24 protein-coding genes, 2 tRNA genes, 2 rRNA genes and 1 other annotated feature (1 of these 29 running past the window's edge) are annotated in these 25,844 nt (G+C 29.3%); of the genes, 23 read left to right on the top strand and 5 right to left on the bottom strand.

Features of this window, described 5'->3' with window-relative positions:
• The 5 genes from CLSA_RS00765 to CLSA_RS00785 all read left to right on the top strand — a co-directional run.
• A 23S ribosomal RNA gene (locus CLSA_RS00765) occupies positions 1-1,009 on the top strand (it extends 1,901 nt beyond the left edge of the window).
• 65 nt (positions 1,010-1,074) lie between these two features.
• A 5S ribosomal RNA gene (rrf, locus tag CLSA_RS00770) occupies positions 1,075-1,191 on the top strand.
• Between the two features lie 5 nt (positions 1,192-1,196).
• Positions 1,197-1,272 (top strand) — tRNA-Phe (locus CLSA_RS00775).
• 5 nt (positions 1,273-1,277) lie between these two features.
• A tRNA-Cys gene (locus tag CLSA_RS00780) sits at positions 1,278-1,352 on the top strand.
• Between the two features lie 774 nt (positions 1,353-2,126).
• The gene (locus CLSA_RS00785) at positions 2,127-3,500 is read left to right on the top strand and encodes a sugar porter family MFS transporter (protein ID WP_022743508.1); all 1,374 of its coding nucleotides are present in this window, start codon (positions 2,127-2,129) and stop codon (positions 3,498-3,500) included.
• Positions 3,501-3,580: 80 nt separating this feature from the next.
• Here CLSA_RS00785 and CLSA_RS00790 read toward each other — a convergent pair whose 3' ends face one another.
• Together CLSA_RS00790 and CLSA_RS00795 are read right to left on the bottom strand one after the other, a co-directional pair.
• Complete coding sequence (locus CLSA_RS00790; protein WP_022743509.1) at positions 3,581-4,528, bottom strand: magnesium transporter CorA family protein; 948 nt, start codon at positions 4,526-4,528, stop codon at positions 3,581-3,583.
• A gap of 331 nt (positions 4,529-4,859) precedes the next feature.
• Positions 4,860-6,020, bottom strand: coding sequence for a zinc-binding metallopeptidase family protein (locus tag CLSA_RS00795; RefSeq protein WP_022743510.1), 1,161 nt, complete (start codon positions 6,018-6,020; stop codon positions 4,860-4,862).
• A 319-nt stretch (positions 6,021-6,339) separates the two neighbouring features.
• Between CLSA_RS00795 and CLSA_RS00800 the strand changes: the two genes are divergently transcribed.
• The 7 genes from CLSA_RS00800 (at position 6,340) to CLSA_RS00830 (ending at position 9,952) form a co-directional block, all read left to right on the top strand.
• Positions 6,340-6,522 carry a sigma factor G inhibitor Gin gene (locus CLSA_RS00800; RefSeq protein WP_041715982.1) on the top strand — a complete coding sequence of 61 codons (183 nt, stop codon included), beginning with the start codon at positions 6,340-6,342 and terminating at the stop codon, positions 6,520-6,522.
• 15 nt (positions 6,523-6,537) lie between these two features.
• On the top strand, positions 6,538-7,179 hold the full coding sequence (tmk, locus tag CLSA_RS00805; protein WP_022743512.1) for a dTMP kinase: 642 nt from the start codon (positions 6,538-6,540) through the stop codon (positions 7,177-7,179).
• Positions 7,180-7,251: 72 nt separating this feature from the next.
• A complete protein-coding gene (locus CLSA_RS00810; RefSeq protein WP_022743513.1) occupies positions 7,252-7,584 on the top strand; it encodes a cyclic-di-AMP receptor in 333 nt (110 codons plus the stop codon).
• 19 nt (positions 7,585-7,603) lie between these two features.
• A complete protein-coding gene (locus tag CLSA_RS00815) occupies positions 7,604-8,536 on the top strand; it encodes a DNA polymerase III subunit delta' (protein WP_022743514.1) in 933 nt (310 codons plus the stop codon).
• 2 nt (positions 8,537-8,538) lie between these two features.
• Positions 8,539-9,444, top strand: a complete 906-nt coding sequence (locus CLSA_RS00820; RefSeq protein ID WP_022743515.1) for a PSP1 domain-containing protein — start codon at positions 8,539-8,541, stop codon at positions 9,442-9,444.
• An 11-nt stretch (positions 9,445-9,455) separates the two neighbouring features.
• On the top strand, positions 9,456-9,656 hold the full coding sequence (locus CLSA_RS00825; protein ID WP_041715984.1) for a heavy-metal-associated domain-containing protein: 201 nt from the start codon (positions 9,456-9,458) through the stop codon (positions 9,654-9,656).
• Positions 9,657-9,781: 125 nt separating this feature from the next.
• Entirely contained in the window at positions 9,782-9,952 is a 171-nt protein-coding gene (locus CLSA_RS00830; protein ID WP_022743517.1) for a DUF362 domain-containing protein, read from the top strand.
• Positions 9,953-10,002: 50 nt separating this feature from the next.
• Here the strand turns inward: CLSA_RS00830 and CLSA_RS00835 are convergent, their stop codons facing one another.
• Positions 10,003-10,647: an MBL fold metallo-hydrolase gene (locus CLSA_RS00835; RefSeq protein WP_022743518.1), complete on the bottom strand. Its 645-nt coding sequence runs from the start codon at positions 10,645-10,647 to the stop codon at positions 10,003-10,005.
• Positions 10,648-10,837: 190 nt separating this feature from the next.
• Between CLSA_RS00835 and CLSA_RS00840 the strand changes: the two genes are divergently transcribed.
• Genes CLSA_RS00840 through trxB form a run of 5 tightly spaced genes read left to right on the top strand, consistent with a single transcriptional unit; the run spans position 10,838 to position 16,311 of the window.
• Complete coding sequence (locus CLSA_RS00840) at positions 10,838-11,293, top strand: CtsR family transcriptional regulator (RefSeq protein WP_022743519.1); 456 nt, start codon at positions 10,838-10,840, stop codon at positions 11,291-11,293.
• Between the two features lie 14 nt (positions 11,294-11,307).
• The gene (locus CLSA_RS00845) at positions 11,308-11,889 is read left to right on the top strand and encodes a UvrB/UvrC motif-containing protein (protein ID WP_022743520.1); all 582 of its coding nucleotides are present in this window, start codon (positions 11,308-11,310) and stop codon (positions 11,887-11,889) included.
• A complete protein-coding gene (locus tag CLSA_RS00850; RefSeq protein WP_022743521.1) occupies positions 11,870-12,892 on the top strand; it encodes a protein arginine kinase in 1,023 nt (340 codons plus the stop codon). Before CLSA_RS00845 ends, CLSA_RS00850 begins: the two co-directional genes overlap by 20 nt.
• Before the next feature lie 26 nt (positions 12,893-12,918).
• On the top strand, positions 12,919-15,357 hold the full coding sequence (locus tag CLSA_RS00855; protein WP_022743522.1) for an ATP-dependent Clp protease ATP-binding subunit: 2,439 nt from the start codon (positions 12,919-12,921) through the stop codon (positions 15,355-15,357).
• Between the two features lie 18 nt (positions 15,358-15,375).
• Positions 15,376-16,311: a thioredoxin-disulfide reductase gene (gene trxB / locus CLSA_RS00860; RefSeq protein WP_022743523.1), complete on the top strand. Its 936-nt coding sequence runs from the start codon at positions 15,376-15,378 to the stop codon at positions 16,309-16,311.
• 40 nt (positions 16,312-16,351) lie between these two features.
• On the opposite strand, the gene CLSA_RS00865 is transcribed toward trxB, so the two are convergent.
• Entirely contained in the window at positions 16,352-16,582 is a 231-nt protein-coding gene (locus tag CLSA_RS00865) for a glutaredoxin family protein (protein ID WP_022743524.1), read from the bottom strand.
• Between the two features lie 501 nt (positions 16,583-17,083).
• On the opposite strand from CLSA_RS00865, the gene radA reads away from it, so the two are divergent.
• Together radA and disA are read left to right on the top strand one after the other, a co-directional pair.
• Positions 17,084-18,460, top strand: coding sequence for a DNA repair protein RadA (radA, locus tag CLSA_RS00870; protein ID WP_022743525.1), 1,377 nt, complete (start codon positions 17,084-17,086; stop codon positions 18,458-18,460).
• A gap of 177 nt (positions 18,461-18,637) precedes the next feature.
• A complete protein-coding gene (disA, locus tag CLSA_RS00875) occupies positions 18,638-19,702 on the top strand; it encodes a DNA integrity scanning diadenylate cyclase DisA (RefSeq protein ID WP_022743526.1) in 1,065 nt (354 codons plus the stop codon).
• 176 nt (positions 19,703-19,878) lie between these two features.
• Here disA and CLSA_RS00880 read toward each other — a convergent pair whose 3' ends face one another.
• Entirely contained in the window at positions 19,879-20,277 is a 399-nt protein-coding gene (locus CLSA_RS00880) for a nucleoside triphosphate pyrophosphohydrolase family protein (RefSeq protein WP_022743527.1), read from the bottom strand.
• A 274-nt stretch (positions 20,278-20,551) separates the two neighbouring features.
• Here CLSA_RS00880 and CLSA_RS00885 point away from each other — a divergent pair, with 274 nt between their 5' ends.
• The 4 genes from CLSA_RS00885 to cysS all read left to right on the top strand — a co-directional run bounded on the left by CLSA_RS00885 (position 20,552) and on the right by cysS (position 25,814).
• On the top strand, positions 20,552-21,661 hold the full coding sequence (locus CLSA_RS00885; RefSeq protein WP_022743528.1) for a PIN/TRAM domain-containing protein: 1,110 nt from the start codon (positions 20,552-20,554) through the stop codon (positions 21,659-21,661).
• 21 nt (positions 21,662-21,682) lie between these two features.
• Positions 21,683-22,357 carry a 2-C-methyl-D-erythritol 4-phosphate cytidylyltransferase gene (gene ispD, locus CLSA_RS00890; protein ID WP_022743529.1) on the top strand — a complete coding sequence of 225 codons (675 nt, stop codon included), beginning with the start codon at positions 21,683-21,685 and terminating at the stop codon, positions 22,355-22,357.
• A gap of 65 nt (positions 22,358-22,422) precedes the next feature.
• Positions 22,423-22,602: a binding site (T-box leader), on the top strand.
• Between the two features lie 79 nt (positions 22,603-22,681).
• Positions 22,682-24,394, top strand: coding sequence for a proline--tRNA ligase (locus tag CLSA_RS00895; RefSeq protein ID WP_022743530.1), 1,713 nt, complete (start codon positions 22,682-22,684; stop codon positions 24,392-24,394).
• Positions 24,395-24,413: 19 nt separating this feature from the next.
• Positions 24,414-25,814: a cysteine--tRNA ligase gene (cysS, locus tag CLSA_RS00900; RefSeq protein WP_022743531.1), complete on the top strand. Its 1,401-nt coding sequence runs from the start codon at positions 24,414-24,416 to the stop codon at positions 25,812-25,814.
• The last annotated feature ends 30 nt before the right edge of the window (positions 25,815-25,844 follow it).

A 25,844-nucleotide genomic window follows, 5' to 3' on the forward strand; every position in this document is an offset into this window, starting at 1 on the left:
CCCCAGTAAACGGCGGCCGTAACTATAACGGTCCTAAGGTAGCGAAATTCCTTGTCAGGTAAGTTCTGACCCGCACGAATGGCGTAATGACTTGTGCACTGTCTCAACTGCAAATCCGGCGAAGTTGTAGTGCGAGTGAAGATGCTCGCTACCCGCGATTGGACGGAAAGACCCCGTAGAGCTTTACTGTAGCTTAGCATTGAATTTCGGTATTGTCTGTACAGGATAGGTGGGAGACTGGGAAACTAGGGCGTCAGCCTTAGTGGAGTCGTTGTTGGGATACCACCCTGATAGTATTGAAATTCTAACTGGATGCCATGAAACTGGTGACAGGACATTGTTAGGTGGGCAGTTTGACTGGGGCGGTCGCCTCCTAAAATGTAACGGAGGCGCCCAAAGGTTCCCTCAGAACGGTCGGAAATCGTTCGAAGAGTGCAAAGGCAGAAGGGAGCCTGACTGCGACACCTACAAGTGGAGCAGGGACGAAAGTCGGGCTTAGTGATCCGGTGGTACCTCGTGGGAGGGCCATCGCTCAACGGATAAAAGCTACCTCGGGGATAACAGGCTGATCTCCCCCAAGAGTTCACATCGACGGGGAGGTTTGGCACCTCGATGTCGGCTCGTCGCATCCTGGGGCTGAAGTAGGTCCCAAGGGTTGGGCTGTTCGCCCATTAAAGCGGCACGCGAGCTGGGTTCAGAACGTCGTGAGACAGTTCGGTCCCTATCCGTCGCGGGCGTAGGAAATTTGAGAGGAGCTGTCCTTAGTACGAGAGGACCGGGATGGACTGACCTATGGTGTACCAGTTGTTTCGCCAGAAGCATAGCTGGGTAGCTAAGTCGGGAAGGGATAAACGCTGAAAGCATCTAAGTGTGAAGCCCACCTCAAGATGAGATTTCCCATAGCATAAGCTAGTAAGACCCCTTGAAGACTACAAGGTTGATAGGTCAGAGGTGTAAGTGCGGCAACGTATTTAGCTGACTGATACTAATAGGTCGAGGGCTTGACCAATATAATCAAGTTGTAATACATTAAAAATTATATGCAATTTTGAAAGAATAATATCTTTCAATAAATCTCGTGACGATGGCATAGAGGTAACACTCCTTTCCATTCCGAACAGGACAGTTAAGGTCTATAACGCTGATGGTACTGCATGGGAGACTGTGTGGAAGAGTAAGAAGTTGCGAGGTAAGATGGCTCGATAGCTCAGTCGGTAGAGCAGAGGACTGAAAATCCTCGTGTCACTGGTTCGATTCCAGTTCGAGCCACCATATATGGCGCTATAGCCAAGTGGTAAGGCAGAGGTCTGCAAAACCTTTATTCCCCAGTTCAAATCTGGGTGGCGCCTCCAATTTATTAGATACAGCGTATACTGTGATTTGTACAGTATACGCTGTATTTGTTTTTTTAGATATGTGTACAATTTATTAGTAAATGGTATAATTTTAAAGGGAATTCTCACATCACAAAAAAGTGTAATGAGAATTTTTTTTGTTTAGATTTTATTTTTTGTGTAAGTATATGATTATTTTTAAAGTAATTTGTAAGTTTATATAATAGTAAATTAATATAATAAACTTTATAAATATAATATTAAAATAACTTTATAAAGTTTGTTGAAAAAGTTTACTGAAAGTGATATACTAAATTTGTAAAAAGTATTAGGTACCTAATTTAAAATTAATATTCATATTAAATTATAATATTTAACAAGTAATAGATTAATTAATGAGAGAACATTTTAGATTGACAATATTATTAAGAAGGGAATGGATTTTTCAAAGCTTTATGATAACGTTTTAATAAAAATTATAGGTCTGATTAAGTAGTTGCAGATAATGCTTAAAGTTTCTGAAAGAAAGTTTCTAGCTTAAAAAGAGTAATGTATCAGAATACTAACAAGATAACTAGATTATAGATATGTAAGTAGTTAAGTTGATAGCATAGTGAATTGGAACTTAAAACTTTCGGGAGTGTTTTTAGATAAAGTTATAGTAAAATCAGACAACCTTACTGCAAATGATGAATGTAGTATTCTAACGGGATAAATCGGAGGAATACTATAAATGCACTGCAATATATAAATTTACGATCCAATAAAATAAAAAATAGGAGATGATTTTTAGTGAATATAAAAGTTCGTAATTCTTTAATATATGTTTTTGGTGCACTTAGTGGTCTTTTGTTTGGTTATGATACTGGAGTTATTTCAGGTGCTATTTTATTTATTGAAAAACAAATGAATCTTAATTCATGGCAACAAGGGTGGATTGTTAGTTCTGTATTATTAGGAGCTGTACTTGGAGCTGCAATTATTGGACCAATGTCAGATAAGTATGGGCGTAAAAAGTTGATTTTGTTATCATCACTTATTTTCTTTGTTGGTGCACTTGGATCAGCATTTTCGCCAGAATTTTGGACATTGATGTTATCTCGTATTGTTCTTGGTATTGCGGTTGGAGCATCATCTGCTTTAATTCCAACATATCTAGCTGAATTATCACCAGCTGAAAAACGTGGATCTATGTCAAGTTTATTTCAATTAATGGTTATGAGTGGAATCCTTTTAGCTTATATAACTAATTATAGTTTCTCAGGTTTGTATAGCGGTTGGCGTATAATGCTTGGTTTTGCTGCAATTCCAGCTGCAATTCTTTTCTTAGGTGCTCTTATATTGCCAGAAAGTCCTCGATTTTTAGTTAAAGATGGTCGACTTGATGAAGCTAAAGAAGTTTTAATACAAATGAACAAAAATAATCAAAGTATTGTTAAAAAGGAACTTATTCAAATTAAAAAGCAAGCTGAAATTAAAAGTGGTGGGATTAAGGAACTATTTGGTAACTTTGTTCGTCCAGCTTTAATTATTGGTTTTGGTTTAGCTGTTTTTCAACAGGTTATGGGATGTAATACAGTTCTATATTATGCACCAACTATTTTTACTAATGTTGGCTTTGGTGTTCAAGCAGCCTTGCTTGCTCATATCGGAATTGGAATTTTTAATGTTATAATTACGGCTATAGCTGTTGCTATTATGGATAAAATTGATCGTAAAAAAATGTTAATTTATGGTGCTATTGGAATGGGTGTTTCTTTAATAATTATGAGTGTTTCAATGAAATTTTCTAATGGTTCATTCACGGCTTCAATTATCTGTGTTATTGCCTTAACTATTTATATTGCTTTCTTTTCAGCTACTTGGGGACCTGTAATGTGGGTAATGATTGGAGAAGTATTCCCATTAAACATTCGTGGTTTAGGTAATTCTTTTAGTAGTGTAATTAATTGGGCTTCAAATATGGTGGTATCATTAACATTCCCTACATTATTGGATTACTTTGGCACAGGAAGTCTGTTTATTGGTTATGGTATTATTTGTTTTGTAGCAATTTGGTTTGTTAAGTCTAAGGTATTTGAAACACGTAATCGTTCTCTTGAAGAGATTGAAGCTACACTTAGAGCACGTTCAGGTGAAAACGATAAACAAAATTTGTGTATTTAAAATATAATAAGTCTCAAAAAAATGATTTTTAATTGTTATAATCCACATATTATTTATGTGTATTATATATAAAGGGTATGTTAATTAAACATATCCTTTTTATATAATATAAATGCAACTAATAAACATATTGCTACAGTCATCCCCATAACAATTGCAAACGAATGGGGTCCTTGTGCAAAAGGTAAATAATCTATATTCATTCCGTAAATTCCACCCATAATAGTAGGTATTGCCATAAGTATTGTAACGGATGCAAGAACTTTCATTACGATATTTAGGTTGTTAGATATTACAGAGGCAAAGAAATCCATTGTACTAGCTAATATGTTACTATAAATTTCAGTCATTTCTATAGCTTGTTTATTTTCAATAATAACATCTTCTAAAACATCTTTATCTTCCTCATATTTTTGCATTAATTCTACTTTTAACATTTTTTCTAATGTAATTTCATTAGCTTTTAATGACGTAGAAAAATAGACAAGAGATTTTTCTAATGAATGTAATTGTATAAGTTCTCTATTTTTCATTGATTTATGAAGTCTTTTTTCAATCATTAAACTTTTTTTATCAATTTGTCTTAAATATAGTAAATAATAAGTTGATATCCTATTTAGAATTTGGAGAGTAAATCTAGATTTTTTAAAGGTGTAAAAGGATTTAACCCTTGAATTAGCAAAGTCCGTTAAAATCTTACTATTTTTAAGGCATACAGTAATTAGTTGTTTTTCAGTATGTATTATTGCTAATGGATAAGTATCATATGTAAGTGAATTATCTTCCATTTCTGTAAATGGAATATCTACTATTACAAGTAAAGAATCATCTTCCATATCAATACGTGAAGTTTCTTCATCATCTAATGCTGCCTTTAAAAATTCAAGAGTAACGCCAGTTTTTTTTGAGATTAATATTAATTCTTCATCTGATGGAGCTACTATATTTATCCATGAACCATTTTCTATCGTATCAATTGATTTTAAATTAGAATTATATTCACTTTCACTTTTGTATATTTGAATCAATTAAAAACACCTCCTTGCAGTTCAATTAATATTATACTATTAAGCAATAGTTTGTAAACAAGAAGTATAACATAAATAGTTGATAGATAAACAATATATAAGAAATTTAAAATTAATATTATATAAGTATTTTTTAATGAGAATCGTTTATTATTTAATGCTTATTTTGTATCAAAATCTGAATAAATTATATTTGTAATTAAAATAAATATAATCTCATTCAAATTTATTTAAACCTAGGTTTTTAATAAATTATAAATGAGATTATATCATTGTTTTATTGAAGTATTAGAATTATATTTGAAAAAATTTTATTATGTATTATGTTTAATTATTTTAGGTTATTAAAAAATTCGTGTTTAACTTCATTTAGCAAAGTTTCATTTTTAATTAAATCTATCGCTGTACATGCGAGAGACAATGCTACTATGTGACATTGCTTTAATGCAAAATCAGATACAGTAGCTTTTGCAAAATCTGTGCTACCATATTTTGTGATTGAGGATTCTTCTATTATTGATACATAAGGATGTATACAAGGAACTTTATGACTTACATCACCAATACTCAGTCCTGCATATATATCTCGCGGAGGATTTATATTGATTATTCCATTTTCCTTTAAATTGTGACTAAACAATCTATTCAGAGTGCGATTTGTGATTAGTTCTTTATTTGGATATTCATATAGGAAGAATTTACTCTTTATTTCTGTTAAATCAGTTACAAGTTTTACTATTTTTCTTATTTTAGTATCACCATATTCAGCTGTTTTTGAATTTGATGCACGAATATAAAATTTAACGTCAGACTTTGATGGTATTAATAATGGAGTATATCCGCCGTTTGATATAATGGAATTTATTTCTAAATTATCAGGAAAGCTTTTCTTTATGGAATTTAAGATATTAATAGTTAACAAAGCTGAGTCTAAAGGTGTATAGGTATTTTTGTTTAAAAAGCTTAACCCATCTTCACCTTCAAATGTTACTCCTAATGGAATTATTGCTGAGGAAGATCCACTTTCGCAAGTCAATGTATCCGGATGGGCTAGCATTACTATATCAATATCGTCGAACACTCCTTGTTTTACCATGGTTCCTTTAGTTCCACCTAAATATTCACCAGGGCAACCAATTAGTATCACAGATCCGCCAATAGTATCTATAACATGACCTAATGCTAATGTGGCTTCAACAGACATTGCTGTCACCATATTATGACCAGTTATATGTCCTTTATTTTCTATAGCATCATATTCGCAAAGATAACATATTTTTGGATGACCACTGCCCTTCTTGGCAACAAAAGAATTATTAATATTTAAAAAATTTTTTGTGATTTTAAAATCATATTTTTCTAGTAATTCACAAATGTAATTGGAAGATTTAGATTCATTATAACTAGTCTCTGGATTTTTATATAAATAAGTACACAAGTCTTTTATATCTTCATTACAAGTTGATAAAAAAGAAATAATTTTTTGCTTCATAAAATTAATTTTGTTACTGAAAACTTATAAAATTAGAAACTTGATTTTATAAAACTTTTGATTTGCAGTAACGTCTCCTTTCCTTTTATTATTGTTTAATGTATAGAATAAATTATTAGGCTTTAAATGAAAAAATTAGATTAGTCTAATACAATAATAAACTTTTCTGTACTTTATTATTGTTGCCAAATAGAAATAAAAATATTTTCATTATGCATAGAAACCTAAAGATTATTTAAAATATAAGTTGTATTAAAAATGTATAATAGGTTAATAATTTAAATATAAATAATCAATATGTAAAGAGGTGTAGAGATAGATGAACAATCTAAATAAATCATGTTTTTTGTGTGGAGCAAGTGATTGTAATGGTATAATACTAAATGGAGAAAAAATTTGTAGGACATGTGAAGAGAAAATAGTAAATACAAAAGTGATTGATCAAGATTACAATATGTATAAAAATGAAATAAAGAAAATTCTATTTAATGAGCATGCCTAAGAGTGAGGGATGTAAATGACAAAAGGTTTATTTATAGTTTTTGAAGGTGGAGAAGGAACAGGAAAAACTACTGCTATTGAAGCAATATATAACTGGTTGATAGAAAACAATTTTAAATGTATAAAAACAAGAGAGCCGGGTGGTATTAAGATATCTGAAGAAATAAGACAAGTTATTTTGAATAAAGATAATACAGCAATGGATGGACGAACAGAAGCTTTACTTTATGCAGCTGCAAGACGTCAACATCTTGTTGAAAAAGTAATACCTGCATTACAAAATGAAACTATAGTTCTTTGTGATAGATTTATAGATTCTTCGTTAGCATATCAAGGTTATGCAAGGGGGCTAGGAATTGAAGAAGTAATGAGTATAAACAAGTTTGCTATAGGAGAATATATGCCAGATATATCAATATTGTTTGATCTTGATCCGAAGATAGGATTAGAAAGAATTAGTAGTAGTAATCAGAGAGAAATAAACAGGTTGGATCTAGAAAAATTGGATTTTCATGAAAATGTTAGAGTAGGATATAATATTGTTTATGAGAATAATAAACATAGAATAATAAAGATAGATGCATCTAAGTCAAAGGAAAATGTGATTAGTGATATAAAGAAAATATTAAAAGCCAAAATAAGCGCAAATATGAATTAAATAATTAAAAAAGCATTTATTTATGGTAGAATTAAGACATAGATAATTACATTGATTAAGGGTGGGAATTGGATGAAGTTAGTAATCGCAATTGTACAGGATGAAGATTCAAAAGAGGTTCTACAATCTTTAACAGATGAAAACTATGGAGTTACGAAGTTAGCGACAACTGGAGGTTTTCTTAAATCTGGTAATACAACATTAATGGTTGGAGTTGAAGAAGAAAAGGTTCAATCTGTTGTTAATATTATTAAGAAAATATGCAAGAAGAGAAAAGAAATATTAGCTACCCCAACAACTTCCAACGGGAGTGAAAGTGGATATATGCAGCATTATCCTATACAAATTAATGTAGGAGGCGCTACTATATTTGTAATTGATGTAGATCAATTTATAAAAATATGATATTGAGAGGAGATAAGCATTGAGAAAAATAGTCGGACATGAAAATATAATTGCTGGTATTAACAAAAGAAATTTAAATGATTCATTTTCTCATGCAAATTTAATAGTTGGAAATGATGGTATTGGGAAAAGCGTATTAGCTAGATACCTTTCCAATAAAATCATGAAAAAAAGCAATGATTTAGAAAGTGTAGATATCGTAAAATATCATCCATCGTCTAACTCTTTTGGAGTAGATGATGTTAGAAATATAATAGAGGAAGTTAATAAGAAACCATATGAAGGAAACAGAAAAGTATTAATTCTATATAGATGTGATAAATTAACAATTCAAGCTCAAAATGCATTACTTAAAACTATTGAGGAACCTCCAAAAGGTGTTTACTTGATATTATTGAGTGATTCTTTAGAATCAATTTTAGATACTATACAATCACGTTGTCAGGTATATAAATTAACTCCACTATCGAAAGAAGAAATGATACAGTATATTGAATATAAACATAGTGATTTAGCAGAATCGGATAAGAGAGCAGCAGTAGCTTATAGTACAGGAATTCCAGGAAAAGTAGATAGATTTATAGGAGATGAAAGTTTAAAAGATTTAAGAAATATATGTATACAATTATTTGAAGATATTTTAAAAAGAGAGCAAGGAATTGTGCTAAAATATAAAGAGTTATTTAAGAATTTAAAAGAAGAGCAAATGGAAATATTGAATATACTTCTTTTATATATAAGAGATATCATGATTTTTAAAGAACTCAATAAGAGTGAATTAATTGTGAATTTTGATAAAGTAGATAAAATAAAATATATTTCAAGAGGCATATCTTATAAAAAGTTAAATTGTATGTTAGAATACATAAAAGAAGCAAGGCTAAATTTTAATAGCAATACAAACTATTCAATGACCATAAGTGTTTTGCTTATGGGATTTGCGGAGGTATAATTATGATAAAAGTTATAGGAGTTAGATTCAAAAAAGCAGGAAAAATCTATTATTTTAGTCCAGCGGAACTACTTGTAAAAAAGGGTGATTATGTAATAGTAGAAACAGCTAGAGGAATAGAGTTTGGTGAATGTGTTATAGGAATTAAAGAAATAAAGGAAGAAGAAATTGTATCACCATTAAAAAATGTTATAAGAATAGCAGATGATAAGGATATTAATAAACATAAAGAAAATAAGGAAAAAGAAAAAGATGCATTAGATATATGCTTAAATAAAATTCAAGAACATAAATTGAATATGAAATTAATAGATGTTGAGTATACATTTGATAATCATAAAGTAATATTTTATTTTACAGCTGATGGAAGAGTTGATTTTAGAGAATTGGTTAAAGATTTAGCTACTATTTTTAAGACTAGAATTGAACTAAGGCAAATAGGTGTAAGAGATGAAGCTAAAATGGTTGGGGGCCTTGGCCCATGTGGCAGATCTATGTGCTGTTCTACATTTTTAGGTGATTTTGCATCTGTGTCTATTAAAATGGCTAAGGAACAAAATCTTTCATTAAATCCAACTAAGATATCAGGCATATGCGGAAGATTAATGTGTTGTTTGAATTATGAGCAATCTACATATGAAGATATAAGAAAAAGATTACCTAAGGTTGGATCTGTTGTTAAAACTATAGATGGAACTGGAGATGTTGTGGGAAATTCAATAGTTAAAGAAACTGTAAAAGTAAAACTTAAACGAGGCGACGAAGAAGTGATCGAAGACTTTAAAATAAATGAAATAGAGCTTATATCCGGAAAATATGAAGATACAATTGATGAAAGCAATATTAAACTTGTTATTGAATCAGAAGAAGACAAGAAATTGATAAAAAATCTTATTAATGAAAAATAGGAGGCGTTTCTATGAAATCCATTATTAAGATTTGCAATATGGAATCTCAGCAAGATGTAAAAATAATTCAGAAATGTGTTGTCAAGAATTCTGGTATTATAGCAATTCAGACATCATTATCCAAAAAAGAAATAACAATAATATATAATAACTTTTTAGATATTAAAAAGATTGTTGAGAACATAGAAGATTTGGGGTATATAGTCATTTAATAGTGATTTATAGAAATTAATATATGAAAATTAATATTTGCATATCACAAAATACTTTAAAAACATTGGAATACATGATAAAATAGAGTTGGTTAATTACCACAATTTATTAGGAGGTGTTCTAGATGGCATTTGTTATTAATGATTCATGTGTTAGTTGTGGAGCATGCGCTTCAGAATGTCCAGTTAGCGCTATAAGTCAAGGAGATACTCAATTTGTTATCGATGCAGATACTTGTATTGATTGCGGAAACTGTGCTAATGTTTGCCCAGTAGGAGCTCCAAACCAAGAATAATAAAAGGGAGATCGTCTGAATAAGACGGTCTTTTTTTTGAGAAAATATAATTAAGTATATGGGGGAGTTAATAGAAGAACTTGACATTTAGTACTATAATGTAAACTATTATAGTCTATTGTGTTTGAGTTTAGTTTTTTTATATTTTTCATAGATATAATAAAACTTTTGGGATCATCTAAATATAAAGTCGTTATATTGTTTTTATAATGCATAGGAATTATATATTTTGGTGATATTAAATTACATGTTGTTGTGGCATCAAATCCATTTAATGTAAAATGACCTCCAATAGGAACAAGTAAAATATCAATATTTTTTAGGTTTTCTAATAGTAATGGAGTTGGAATATGTCCTAAATCACCCAAATGGCATATTGTAACATTATTGATTTTTAGAACATATATAATATTTAGACCTCTCTTAGCACCATTAGATTTATCATGAAATGAGCTAAACCCCTCAATAGTTAAATAATTCATGTCAAAAAAACCTAATTCGTTAATGACTTTAGTTTTTTCATTAGCTTTATTCAAATATGAATGATCGAAATGATTATGACTAATGGTAATTAAATCACACTTTGGAAAGTCATTATTATAACCTATAGAATCTTCAAATGGATCCATTAAGATTCTTTTTCCAGTAGATGTTTTGATTAAAAAACATGAATGTCCATACCAAATTAGTTGCATAATAGTCCTCCATATAAAACTAGATTGTATGAATATATTATTAACATATATAAGAAAAAATAATCATAAATTTTAAGGATTAATATATAGAATTTATATCTTTAAAATTAAAAAAAATAATAGTATAATAGTATAAAGTCAAAGTAAGTCAAAAACAAATATTCAAATTAAGGTTTAAGTAGGTGATGTTATGGCAAGACTTTCAGATATAATTGAAGATTTTATAAAGCAAATGTTCAATGAAGATGATAAAAAGGTTATTTTTATACAAAGAAATGAATTAGCAGATCAATTTAGATGTGCACCATCACAAATTAATTATGTATTGACAACTAGATTTACCTATGAAAAGGGATACTTAATTGAGAGTAAAAGAGGTGGTGGCGGCCATATAGCCATTAAACATTTAGAACATGATGGTTCTAATAGAAGAGAAGAATTAATAAATCAAAGTATAGGAGATATGATAACATATCATAATGCATTAGCATTATTAAATAATTTATTGGAATCTGAAATAATAGAAGAACGAGAATATGAAATAATGAAAATAGCAATAAATGATAGAACTTTAGTTTCAGCAGGAGATAGAAATAAGGTAAGGGCTGATATTTTAAAAGCAATGATTATGATAATTTTATCTTAAAGGTGGGGATATATATGTTATGTGAAAAATGTAAGAAAAATGAAGCTAAAATAAATTTGGTTAAAATAGTTAATGGAGAGAAACATGAAATTTGGCTATGTGAAGATTGTGCGAAGAATATAACAAATATTCCATTTCTAAGTTCATTTGCAGAAGAAGCAAATTTCCCATTTCAAAGCATATTAACAGGAATATTATCGAATGTACCAATTGCTAAAGTAGATGAAAATAATCTTGTTTGTCATAGTTGTGGGTTGACTTATAAAGAATTTAAAAAGACAGGTAAAATGGGATGTGCTAATTGTTATAAGGAATTTGGACAATTGCTGGAATCTCTAATACAAAGTACTCAAGGAAAAATAAAGCATATTGGAAGAATACCTAAGATTAGTGGAAAAGAATTTTCAAGAAGAAGAAAATTAAAGGATTTGAAGCTTGAATTACAAAAATTAATAGTAACTGAAGAATATGAGAAAGCAGCAATTGTAAGAGATCAAATAAAAGAATTAGAAATGTTTATATTAGAAAGCAATACAGAAAAAGATGAAACTAAAACAAAGAAGGAGGAAAAGTGTAATGAACAATTGGATTCATAAAAGTAATAATGAGAATGATAATGATATAGTACTTAGTAGCAAGATAAAATTATCTAGAAATTTCAAGGATTTACCTTTTCCTAATAAGTTGAATTATATAAAAGGTAGAGAGAATGGAAAAAATATATATAATGTACTTGTAAATGAATTGAATGATGAAAAAATTACTTTATATGAGATGTGGAATAGTGATGAAAATATAAATAAGGAATATGAAGAAAAAAATTTAATCAGTAAAGAATTATTTAAAAATGCTGATAAAGCATCTTTTGTAGTAAATGAAGATGAAACGTTAAGTATAATGATAAATGAAGAAGATCATATAAAATTACAATGTATAACAGCGGGGTTAAATTTAGAGGATGCTCTAAAAAATGCGATAATTATTGATGATAAAATAGAAAAAAATTTAAATTATGCATTTGACGAAAAGTTAGGGTACTTAACTACAAAATTAGAGAATTTAGGTACAGGTATGAAAGCATCAGTGGTGATACATTTACCAGCACTTAAAATGAGTGATGAAATTAAAAATATTTCAAAGCACCTTGACCAAGTTGGAATAAATATTAAAGGGGTTTATTCAGAAGGAACAGAGGTTTATGGTAATATATATGAAATATTTAATAAAGTATCTTTAGGAATTACAGAAGAGGATATTACGAGTCAATTAAAAAGTATGGTTTTAAATATAATTTCAGAAGAAAAGAAATTTAGAGAAATATTATTAAGTAAATGTAAATATGAATTAGAAGACAAGGTGTATAGGGCATATGGAATATTAAAATCAGCAGTGCTTTTAGAATTTAAGGAAACTATTAATTTATTGTCTGATGTTAGATTGGGAGCAGAACTTTCACTTATAGACATTGATAAAAATAAGTTAAATGAATTACTTGTAGTGACAAAGAATTTATCACTTCAAAATCATTTGGAAAAATCCTTAGATGCTAAACAAATTAAATTTGAGAGAGCTAAACTTGTAAAAGAAATATTAATATAATTTAGAAGATTGTGAGGGTTGAAAAGATGGAATATAACAAATTAACGGAAAGAGCACAGATGGTAATTTTAGAAGCTGAAAATGAATCAGAAAAATTTAAGCATGGTTATGTGGGGACAGAACATGTTTTACTTGGAATTTTAAAAGAAGAAGGGTATTCAGCTAAATTGTTGAAAAAATATGGAATTGATATTGAAAATATAAGGGATATGGTTCAAAAATATCTTGGATATGGAGATATTATAAAATCAGAAGAAGATATTTTGTTGACACCTAGAACTAAAAGGTTACTTGATGAGAGCTTTGAAGAAGCTAAGAAATTAAATCATAAGTATGTTAGTCCAGAGCATATCTTATTTGCTTTACTTAATCAGGAAGAAGGCATGGCATACACAATTTTAAAAAGTTTAAAATTAAATTTTTTGGGTATAAGTAGAGAATTGAATAAATTTTTATCAGGCAACTATGAGGACAAATCAAGTGATGCAGATGCTCCAAATAATAAAAAGGAAAAAACACCTATGCTAGATAAGTATGGAAGAGACTTAACGCAGTTAGCACGAGAAGAAGTATTAGATCCTGTAGTTGGGAGAGAGATAGAAAATCAAAGAGTATTAGAGATTCTTTGCAGAAGAATTAAAAATAATCCTTGTCTAATTGGAGAACCAGGAGTAGGTAAAACTGCAGTTGTTGAAGGATTAGCACAGAGAATAGTTGAAGGAAATATACCGGAAACACTTAAAAATAAAAGGGTTATTTCTTTAGATTTGACATCTATGATTGCAGGAGCAAAATATAGAGGTGAATTTGAAGAACGATTAAAGAAAACAATGGAAGAAATTCGTAAGGATAAAAACGTTATTGTATTCATAGATGAAATCCATACAATAATTGGAGCAGGTGGAGCAGAAGGTGCTATTGATGCATCTAATATATTAAAACCAGCGTTAGCAAGAGGCGAAATTCAATGTATTGGAGCAACAACCATTGATGAATATAGGAAGTATATTGAGAAAGATTCAGCGCTTGAAAGAAGATTTCAACCAGTAATGGTGGGAGAACCATCAAAAGATGAAACCTTGCAAATTTTAAAGGGCTTGAGAGATAAGTATGAAGCTCACCATAGGGTTAAAATTACAGATGAGGCATTAGAAGCAGCTGTAAATTTATCAGATAGATATATAACAGATAGGTATATGCCAGATAAAGCTATTGATTTAATAGATGAGGGATCTGCCAAAGTAAGGATACAAAACTTAACAACTCCTCCAGACCTAAAGGATTTAGAAGAAAAAATAGATAATATAGATAAGGAAAAAGAAGATGCTATAAGAGTTCAAGCTTTTGAAAGAGCAGCACATTTGAGAGATCAAGAGAGAGCATTGAAAGAACAATTAGACAATATGAAAAAAGATTGGAGAACTCACAACTCAGTTCAAGAATTAGTTGTAGATGCAGAAAAAATAGCAAGTGTAGTATCAACTTGGACTAAAATTCCAATTCAAAAGTTAACTGAATCAGAAAGTGAGAAGTTATTAAATCTAGAAAATATACTTCATAAAAGAGTAGTTGGGCAGCATGAAGCCGTAAAATCGATAGCTAGAGCGGTAAGGAGAGCAAGGGTTGGGATAAAAGATCCTAATAGGCCAATTGGAAGTTTTATATTCCTAGGACCTACAGGAGTTGGAAAGACTGAATTATCTAAGGCACTTGCAGAAGCAATGTTTGGTGATGAAAATAGTATTATAAGAGTTGATATGTCAGAATATATGGAAAGTCATTCAGTTGCTAAATTAATTGGAGCGCCTCCAGGATATGTGGGTCATGAAGATGGTGGTCAGCTTACAGAGGCAGTTAGAAGAAAACCATATTCAATAGTGCTTTTAGATGAGATTGAAAAGGCTCATCCAGATATATTTAATGTCTTACTTCAAATTATGGAAGATGGAAGACTTACAGATGGTAAAGGTAAGGTTGTTAACTTTAAAAATACAATAATAATAATGACTTCAAATGTTGGTGCACATGAAATTAAAAAACAGAAGAGTATAGGATTTAATAATAGTGTTAATACTGAATCTGAATATGAAAAAATGAAAGAAAACATATTGGAAGAATTAAAGAGAACATTTAAGCCAGAATTTTTAAATAGAATTGATGATACAATAGTATTCCATAAATTAAGTGATGAGGATTTAGATAAAATTATGGATTTAATGTTAGCATCAATAAGAACAAGACTTCAAGGTAGAGATATTTATTTAAATTTCGAAGATGATAGCAAAAAGTTCCTATTGAATAAAGGTATTGATCTTGATTATGGTGCAAGACCATTAAGAAGACTTATTATAAAAGAAGTTGAAGATAGATTAAGCGAAGAAATATTGCAAGGAAATATAAAAATTGGAGATAAAATAAAAGTTAATGAATTAGAAAATAAACTTGTTTTCAGTAAATTAGCTTAAAGAGAATTAGGTGAAGATATGAGTAAAAATACAAAGGAATTAGATTTGATTATAATTGGTGGTGGTCCAGCAGGGCTTACAGCAGCCATGTATGCAGGAAGAGCCAAGCTAAATACATTGTTATTAGAAAATAAACTATTAGGTGGTCAGGTTAGAAATAGCTATAGCATAGAAAATTATCCTGGATTTAAAAGCATAAAGGGTGGAGAATTGGCTGATATTTTTCAATCTCAAGCTGAATCACTAGGAGCAACAATAGATGAGTTTGATTTAATTGAAAATATAGATCTTTCAGATGATAAAAAAATAATTGAAACTGAAACTTGTATATATAAACCTAAGGCAGTGATAATTGCTACTGGAGCTACGCCTAAAAAATTACCTATTCCAGAGGAAAAGGAATTTGAAGGTAAGGGTATTCATTACTGTGCTGTTTGTGATGGTGCAATGTATGAAGGAAAGAAGATAGCGGTTGTAGGCGGAGGAAATTCAGCATTGGAAGAAGCTATATTTTTAACAAGATTTGCTGAAAAAATATATATAATAAGAAGATATGATTATTTTAAAGGTGAGCAGTCGTTAATAGACGAAGTGTTTAGACATCCTAAAATAGAAGTGTTATTAAATGAGGATTTAATAGGAGTAAAAGGTACAACATTTTTAGAATCAGTTACAATAAAAAATACAAAGACTGGAAAGACTTGCGATTTAAATGTAGAAGCTGTATTTGGATATATAGGAACAGAACCCAAAACTGATGAAGTAAAAAAATATTTAAATTTAAATGAACAGGGATATATAATTACGGATGAGGATATGCAAACAAATATAAAAGGTGTATATGCAGCAGGTGATGTTAGAGAAAAGAAATACAGACAAATTACTACAGCAGTTGCTGATGGTACAATAGCTTTATTGAATGCAGAAAAATATATATTACAAAAGAATAACTAATTAATATAAAAATAAATAGAAGAGGCATTGTCTGCCTCTTCTATTTATTGCCTAAAGCCTTTAATATAGACGGTTTATCAAAACCTATAATAATATTATCATTGATATCTAAAACAGGAACTCCCATTTGATGAGATTTTTTTATCATTTCTTCTCTAGCTTCCATATCATCTTGAACATTTAATTCTTCAAATTCAAGATTTTCTGATTTAAGATAATTTTTTACCTTAACACACCAAGGGCAAGAATCAGTAGTATATACTTTTATCATAAATCTACCTCCTTAATTAATAATTATTATTTAATAATTAATATTATAATATAGTTTGAATAACCTATCAACACATTAATATATTGTTGTTAAAATGATAGTTGTTATTTTATTTTGAAGCTAGATTAAACTTATCAATAATAGTTTTTGTAAAAATTAATTACTTATACAAAAATAAATCAATATAAGTTTAGGATAAAGTCATGAAGATACTGTATAAAAAATAATACAAATAGTTTAAAATTATTATATGATATAATAAAAATAATGATTTAGTTAGAATGAAAAAGTAGATTATATTAATAATTTAAGCTATTAAGGATAATTAAAATACGATTTATGGTAGACATATCAAATTTAAATATTCAAATTGATATAATTAAATAATACGAATAGTTTTTTTGTTATTTAAATGATTTATATAAAGTAATAAAATGAATTCAATTAAAAATATATAAATAACGAAGAAATATTTACGATATTTAATATAAGGAGAAATTTATGAAACAAAAAACATTATACAGATGTTCAAATTGTGGATTTGAAAGTATAAAATGGTTAGGAAAATGCCCGACATGCAATAGTTGGAATACATTAGATGAGATAATAATTGATATGAAAACCTCAATATCAAAAGTATCTCAATCATCTAAAAAACCGATCAAAAAACTTTTCGAAGTTATTTCAAATAAAAGTGATAGAATTATTACTGGAATAAATGAATTTGATAGAGTAATGGGAGGCGGAATTGTAAAAGATTCAATCTCAATTATAACTGCAAGACCAGGAGCTGGAAAATCAACACTTCTTCTTCAAATTTCAGATGCTGTAGCTAAAAAAGGCTGTAAGGTTATTTACGCTTCAGGAGAAGAGAGCGACAGTCAAATAAAGAACAGAGCAGATAGAATTCTTGAAACAATTAATAAGGATATATGGGTACTTCAAGAAACAAGTTTAGATAATGTATTATATTCAGTCGAAGAGGTAGATCCAGATTTATTAATTATAGATAGTATTCAAACATTCACTATTGAAAAAGCATTACCAGCGAGAGCGGGATCACCAACTCAAACTATGGAGTGTGCGAATGCATTACTTAAGATAGCTAAAAATGAGAATAAGCCAAGAGCTGTTATTATAGTAGGACAAATGACAAAGAATGATGAGCTTGCGGGATTAAGAGCATTGGAGCATTTAGTTGACACAGTTCTTATTATAGAAGATGATAATGATGAAGAATTACGTGTACTTGTTAGTTCAAAAAATAGGTTCGGTGGTATTGAAAACGGATTTTTTCAAATGTGTGAGAATGGTATGATTTCAATAGATAACCCATCAGAATTTTTTATGACAAAGCGTGAAGATGACGAAATAGTATCAGGAAGTGCATTAACCGTGATAAAGGAAGGAACAAGGGCAATTATAACTGAAATAGAGAGTCTTGTTTCTAAAAGTTTCACTCCATATCCAACCAGGATAGGTGAAACACTAGGAAAAGATAAATTAAATACCTTGATATCTATATTAGAACAACGTGGTGGGATTAATTTATATGATAAAAATGTAATTATAAAAACTACAGGTGGAATAAAAATAAGAGAACAAGGAATTAATTTAGCTGTAATAATGAGTATAGTATCATCTGTAAAGCAGCGTGGAATAGAATCAACTATAGCATTTATAGCTGATGTAGGATTAACTGGGGAATTAAAAAAAGTGCCTTCATTAGAAAGTAGAGTTAAAGAATTAGCAAGAATGGGATTTAAACGAGTTTATGTTCCTAAAGATTCATTTATGAGAGGTTATAATAAGTCTGATGGAATAGAAATAATTGAATTAAAAACATTAAATCAGGTAATTCAGCATGTATATAATTAATATTATATGTAAACTTATTAAATAGCATTGAGAGATTATATTTAATATAGTATTATAGAATTTAGAGTTTAATATTTAATGTAACGAAAAAACAATTTAACATAAAAAATATATAATAGGTATATATAATATTATATTCATAATAATTAATATTTTGTAAAGAAAATGGGTGAGTGTATGAGAATAGAAAAGGGAATAGGAATAAAAGATGTCTTAAAGATAATGTGCCCAGGCACTCAACTAAGGGAAGGTCTTGAAAATATATTAAGAGCAAAAACTGGAGGATTAATAGTAATTGGGGACGATGAAGAGGTCATGGAATTAGTTGATGGAGGATTTTACATTAATTCTGATTATACTCCATCGTATGTGTATGAGTTAGCTAAAATGGATGGTGCAATAGTAATAACAGGAGATTTAAAAAAAATAGTTTGCGCTAATACGCAATTAATACCGGATTCATCAATTCCAACATACGAAACTGGAACTAGGCATAGAACAGCACATAGAGTTGCTAGGCAAACAAATAATATAGTGGTCGCTATTTCTCAAAGAAGAAATATAATAACTGTATATAAAGGTGATATAAAATATGTATTAAGAGAAAGCAGCGTAATTTTAAGCAAGGCAAATCAAGCTATTCAAACTTTAGAAAAATATGTGTCAGTTCTTGATAGAGTTACTAACAATTTAAATTTGCTAGAATTTCAAGATTTAACGACACTGTTTGATGTAGTTACTGCAATACAAAGAACTGAAATGGTCATGAGAATAGTTGAAGAAATAAATATGTATATATTAGAGCTTGGCAATGAAGGAAGATTAATATCTATGCAATTAAACGAGTTGGTTAAACATATAGAAAGAGATGGAATATTGCTAATCAAGGATTATTGTAATGATGAATTACAATATAATGATGTATATGAACATATTCAAAGGTTAAATTCATCTGAATTAGTGGATTTAGATGCAATAGCACGAGCTTTAGGTCATGGTGGAATTCCACTTGTAGATACATTAATATCACCAAAAGGTTATAGAGTGTTAAGTAAAGTTCCTAGGATACCATCGAATGTAATTGATAATCTTATTAAGGAATTTAAAGAATTAAGTAGCGTTATAGATGCGGATATAGATGACCTTGACAAAGTTGAGGGAATAGGAGAAGCAAGAGCAACTGCTATTAAAGATGGATTGAAACGTATAAAAGAGCAAATAACATTAAAAAAAGAAATATGATAAAAAAACTCGGTAAATTGTTTTTAACCGAGTTTTTTTATTAATGCATATCAAAAATATAAATTAATATTATAGAAATTGTTTTATAAATGTATAATATAATTTTGTTAGTAGTATAATAATGGAAGTTGGTGTTTGACTTTATATTTTTGTTAATGCGCTTAAGATGTTAACTTTTATCTTAAATTAAATTTGCCTAGTGTACTTAGTTTAGAATATTCTTTGATAAATACGTCATATAGATTTATATTTAAATTATTACATAAAGATGTAAGATAAAAAATATTATTACCAATTTCCTTTTCTATAATTTCACGACAATTGTCACAGGGTTCACCTGCAAGATGAGTATGTATATAATTATTTAAGTTTTCTATGGAAGAATTTTGATCAGGTAAATGTTGCTTACTAGCGTTAATTTTTATACAACCACAATTAGTAACAGCTTTTGCAATAGATCTATTTACTAATGCAGTAGATTCACTATATTTAGTAAGAACATCTAAAATGCTTTTATGGCGAATAAGAGATTCATTTACACAATCTTGAAAATTATCAAATATCATATCCTTCATATGTTTCAGCTCCTTAACAAAATTAACATAATTAAAAAATTGTATTATAATATAAAAAATAATGGAAACAGTTTATATGGTTTGAAATATGTGTATATAATACACAATAATTTATAATATTCATAGGGGGATTGTTTACTAAACTTAATAATTTATTAATTTTAGATACACTCATTGTATGTTATAATTAACAATATATAGAACAAAATATTTAAGCAAATAAGGTTAAAACACTAAAAAAGTGTAAACAATTAAAAATAAGGAGGTGAAGTATTTGTTAAAGAAGTTATTGACGGGAGTGTTTTCTCTTTTAGGATTAATTATAGGTTATGTTGTATCTGAGATATTGCTTGCAATACCACAAGTTGCAAATTTAACATATCTTTCAAGTACTATCGCAAATGTAGTTTTTGTTATTATTATATCTATTGTTTTTGGAATTATATTTTATATTATTTCTCCTGTTATATATAAAGGGGTTTCTAATCTAATTGAATATATTGAAAAAAGCATGCAAAAAGTGAGCATAACAGAAATAATTTATGGAACATCAGGAGCTGTTGTTGCTTTAATTCTTATGACATTTATAGCAAAGCCAATAAATGATATACGATTAATAGGACCAATACTACTAATATTACTAAATTTGTTAGCAGCAGTAATAGGTGCAGAAATAATGATAAAGAAAAAAGAAGATATAACTGCATTGCTTGTTAATATCAAGAAACCAGTTGTTAAAGAAAAAAAAGTAAAAGAAACAATAAAAGATAAAAAAGAATCAATAAAAGGAATTCCGAAAATATTAGATACATCAGTTATAATCGATGGAAGAATATTCGATATTTGTGAAACAGGATTTGTTGAAGGTCCATTGGTTATACCTAATTTTGTATTAGATGAGTTACGCCATATATCTGATTCATCTGATTCTCTAAAGCGAAATAGAGGGAGAAGAGGATTAGATATATTAAATAAAATCCAAAAGGAATTGGCAATAGAAACTCAAATTGTAGATGATGATTTTCCTAAAATTGCAGAAGTTGATGCTAAGCTATTGAAACTTGCGCAAAAAATGAATGGAAAAGTTATAACTAATGATTATAATCTTAATAAAGTTGCAGAGTTTCAAGGCGTGCCAGTATTAAATATAAATGAATTATCAAATGCAATAAAGCCTGTTGTATTACCTGGAGAAGAAATGAAAATTGATATAGTAAAAGATGGTAAGGAGTCAAGCCAAGGAGTAGCTTATTTAGATGATGGGACTATGATTGTTGTAGAAAGTGGAAGAAAATATATAGGTCAAACAACGCTTGTTATAGTTACATCAGTTCTTCAAACAGCAGCGGGAAGAATGATTTTTGCAAAGCCAAAAGAAAATTAGAAATTAAGGAGAACTTTCGATATGGTTAGTGCGATAGTATTAGCTGGAGGAAGAGGTAAAAGAATGGGCGCTGTTCAAAGTAAACAATATATAGATTTGAATGGCAAGCCCATTCTTTATTACACTCTTAAACAGTTTATAGATAATAATTTGATTGATAAGATTTTTTTAGTTGTACCAGAAGACGAACTGGAATATTGCAAAATTGAAGTTTTAAACAAATATAAATTGTCAGTTGATGAATTAATTATCGGAGGAAAAGAAAGACAAGATTCTGTATATAATGCATTAGTTAAAGCAGCAGGAACAGATATAATATTGATCCATGACGGAGCTAGACCATTTGTATCTCAGAGAATAATAAATGATGCTGTTAAATATGCTAAAATTTACAAGGCTACAGCACCGGGAGTTGTACCAAAGGATACTATAAAGGTTAAGAATGAAGATAATTTTTCAATACATACACCAGCTAGAAGTAATCTTATGGCAGTTCAAACACCACAAGCTTTTGATTATGATATGATATATGAATGTCATAAAAAAATTAGGCAAAAGGGTATTGAAGTTACTGATGATACAATGGTAGTAGAACTTTTTAATAATAAAGTTTATCTTTATGATGGAGAATATACTAATATTAAAATAACAACGCCAGAGGATTTGATTTTAGCAGAATATTTAGTCAAAAAATAGTACAATTATGGTATATTGACAGTTAAAAGTCAAAAAGTTATAATGAACTAAAATAAAATGAGTTTTAAAGTGCTATGATGAAGAATAGTAAAAGTCAAATTTAAGAGAAAAAGTCCATAGGCTGTAAGGCTTTTAACAGACTTTGAACCAGCTTCGGAGCAATAGGAAAAAACTATCGGTTTAATACCGTTATCATTATTAGAGAACAAATTTAGGTGGTACCGCGATTGAAATTCGCCCTAATTATTATATTAGGGTGAATTTTTTTTGTTTTACATAACAACCTAAAATACAATAAAGTATATCATTTAGGAGGAAATAAAAATGAAAATGTCTAATATGTTAATCTCTACGTTAAGAGAAGTACCAGCAGAAGCAGAAATTGATAGTCATAAGCTTATGCTAAGAGCTGGGATGATGAGAAAGATGGCAGCTGGAGTATATAACTATATGCCATTGGGGTTAAAAGTTTTAAAAAAAGTTGAAGATATAGTAAGAGAAGAAATGAATGCAGCAGGTGCTCAAGAATTTTTAGCTTCAGCTATGATTCCAGCAGAACTATGGCAAGAATCAGGCAGATGGGATGCATATGGAGCAGAGATGTTTAGAGTAAAGGATAGAGGTGATAGAGATTTCTGTCTAGGACCTACTCATGAAGAAGTTTTTACTGATATAGCGAGAAATGAAATAAAATCATATAAGCAATTACCATTAAATCTATATCAAATTCAAACTAAGTATAGAGATGAACGTAGACCAAGATTTGGAGTTATGAGATCTAGAGAATTTGTTATGAAAGATGCATATAGCTTTGATAAAGATCAAGAAGGATTAGATATAGCTTACGATAAAATGCATGATGCATATGTAAATATATTTAATAAATGTGGATTAGATGCTAAGTGTGTTGCAGCAGATTCGGGTGCCATTGGAGGCTCTAATTCAGCTGAGTTTATGGTTAAATCAGAAGTTGGAGAAGATGATGTAGTATTCTGTACTGAATGTGATTATGCAGCAAACATTGAAAAGGCTTATTCAGCACCAGAAAAAGAAGAAAAACAAGATTTTAAAGAATTAAGAAAAATTGAAACACCAAATATAAAAACTATTGAGGATTTAGTTAACTTCTTTAAAACTACTGAAAAAAGATTTGCGAAAACTATTATATTTAATGCAGATGGAAAGATAGTAGCAGTAATGGTTAGAGGAGATCGTGAAATTAACGAAGTTAAGATAAGCAATGCAATAGGCGAGGTTATGAATTTAGAGCTTGCTAGTGCAGAAGAAGTGAAAAAAGCTACTGGTGCTGATATTGGATTTGCAGGTCCAATAGGAATAAAAGTTGATATACTATTAGTAGATGAGGAAGTTGCTAATATGTATAATTTTATTGTTGGAGCTAATGAAACAGGATATCATATTGAAAATGTAAACTACGGAAGAGATTTTGAAGGAATTGTTGGAGATTATAGAAATGTAACTGAAGGAGAAAAGTGTCCGCATTGTGGAGGAAAAGTCACTATTGCAAGAGGAACAGAAGTTGGACATATATTTAAACTTGGAACAAAATATTCAGAAGCTATGAATGCAAACTTTATTGATGAGGATGGAAAGGAAAAACCATTTATAATGGGATGTTATGGTATTGGAGTTACAAGAACAGTAGCATCAATAATTGAGCAACATCATGATGAAAATGGAATTGTATGGCCATTATCAGTTGCTCCATATCATATTTCAGTTATTCCTGTAAATGTTAAAGATGAGGAACAAGTTAAAGTTGCTAATAAACTATATGAAGAATTAATAGGTATGGGTGTAGAAGCACTTTTAGATGATAGAAATGAAAGAGTTGGGGTCAAGTTCAAAGATTCAGAATTGATGGGAATACCAATGAGAGTAACTGTTGGTAAGAAAATTGTTGATGGTGAAGTTGAATTTAAGCTTAGAACTCATGAAATGGAAGTAGTTAAAATAAGCGATGTTTGTGATATTGTTAAAAATGAATTTCACAAGAACAATTTAAAATTAAGATAAATTATTAAGAGGTGATTTTATGAAAATATATAATACCTTAACTAGAAAAAAAGAAGAATTTGTGCCTATTGTTCCAGGCGAAGTTAAAATGTATGTTTGTGGACCAACTGTGTATAACTTTTTTCACATAGGTAACGGAAGAACATTTATTATATTTGATACTGTTAGAAGATATTTAGAATACAGAGGATACAAAGTCAAATTTATACAAAACTTTACAGATATAGATGATAAAATGATTAATAAAGCAAATTCAGAGGGGATTACTGTAAAAGAACTTGGTGATAAATATATTAAAGAATATTATCAAGATGCAGATGCTCTTCAAATAGAAAGAGCTACTGTTAATCCTAGAGCAACTGAGTATATAGGCGATATAATAAAATTTGTCGATGATTTAATTAAAGCAGGTTTTGCTTATGAAGTAGATGGTGATGTATATTTCAGTACTAAGAAATTTAAGACTTATGGTAAGCTTGCAGGACAAAATCTAGAAGATTTGCAAGCTGGAGCTAGAATTAATATTGATGAGAGAAAAAATGATCCAATGGACTTTGCTGTTTGGAAAGCTCAAAAGCCAGGTGAACCTGCATGGGAAAGTCCTTGGGGACTTGGAAGACCGGGCTGGCATATTGAATGTTCATGCATGGCTAAGAAAATATTAGGTGATACAATTGACATACATGCTGGTGGAATGGATTTGAAATTTCCACATCATGAAAATGAAATAGCTCAAAGTGAAGCAGTAACAGGAAAACCATTTGCAAACTATTGGATGCATGCAGCATTTGTTAATGTAGATAATAAAAAAATGTCAAAATCATTAAATAATTTTTTCACAGCAAGAGAAATACTTGAAGAATATGATTCGGATGCGATAAGATTTTTAATGTTATCAGGACATTATAGGATTCAAATTAATTTTACAAAAGAACTTTTAGATTCAGCTAAAGCATCTATTGAAAGATTATATAATTGCATAAATAATCTTGAGAATCTGATAAGCGAAGTTAAAATAAAAGATATTAGTGAAGATGAAAAGTTATATCTAAAATCTTTAGATAAGTACAGAGATAAATTTATTGAAAAAATGGATGATGATTTCAATACAGCAGATGCAATTTCAGTATTGTTTGACTTAAGTAAGGATATTAATAATAATATTAATATAGATTCATCGAAGGAATTATGCGAAGGTGCAGTAGAGTTAATCAGAGAATTAGGAATGTCACTTGGAATTCTTCAAAAACACCAAGAAAAGAATTTAGAAACTGAAATTCAAGAACTTATTGATAAAAGACAACAAGCAAGAAAAGACAGAGATTTTGCTCTAGCAGATAAAATTAGAGATGACTTAAAAGCTAGAAATATTATATTAGAAGATACACCACAAGGGGTTAGATGGAAAAAAGTTGATTAATTAAAATAAGGGTTGCAAATGATGCAACCC

The organism is Clostridium saccharobutylicum DSM 13864 (assembly GCF_000473995.1).
Lineage (GTDB): Bacteria > Bacillota > Clostridia > Clostridiales > Clostridiaceae > Clostridium > Clostridium saccharobutylicum.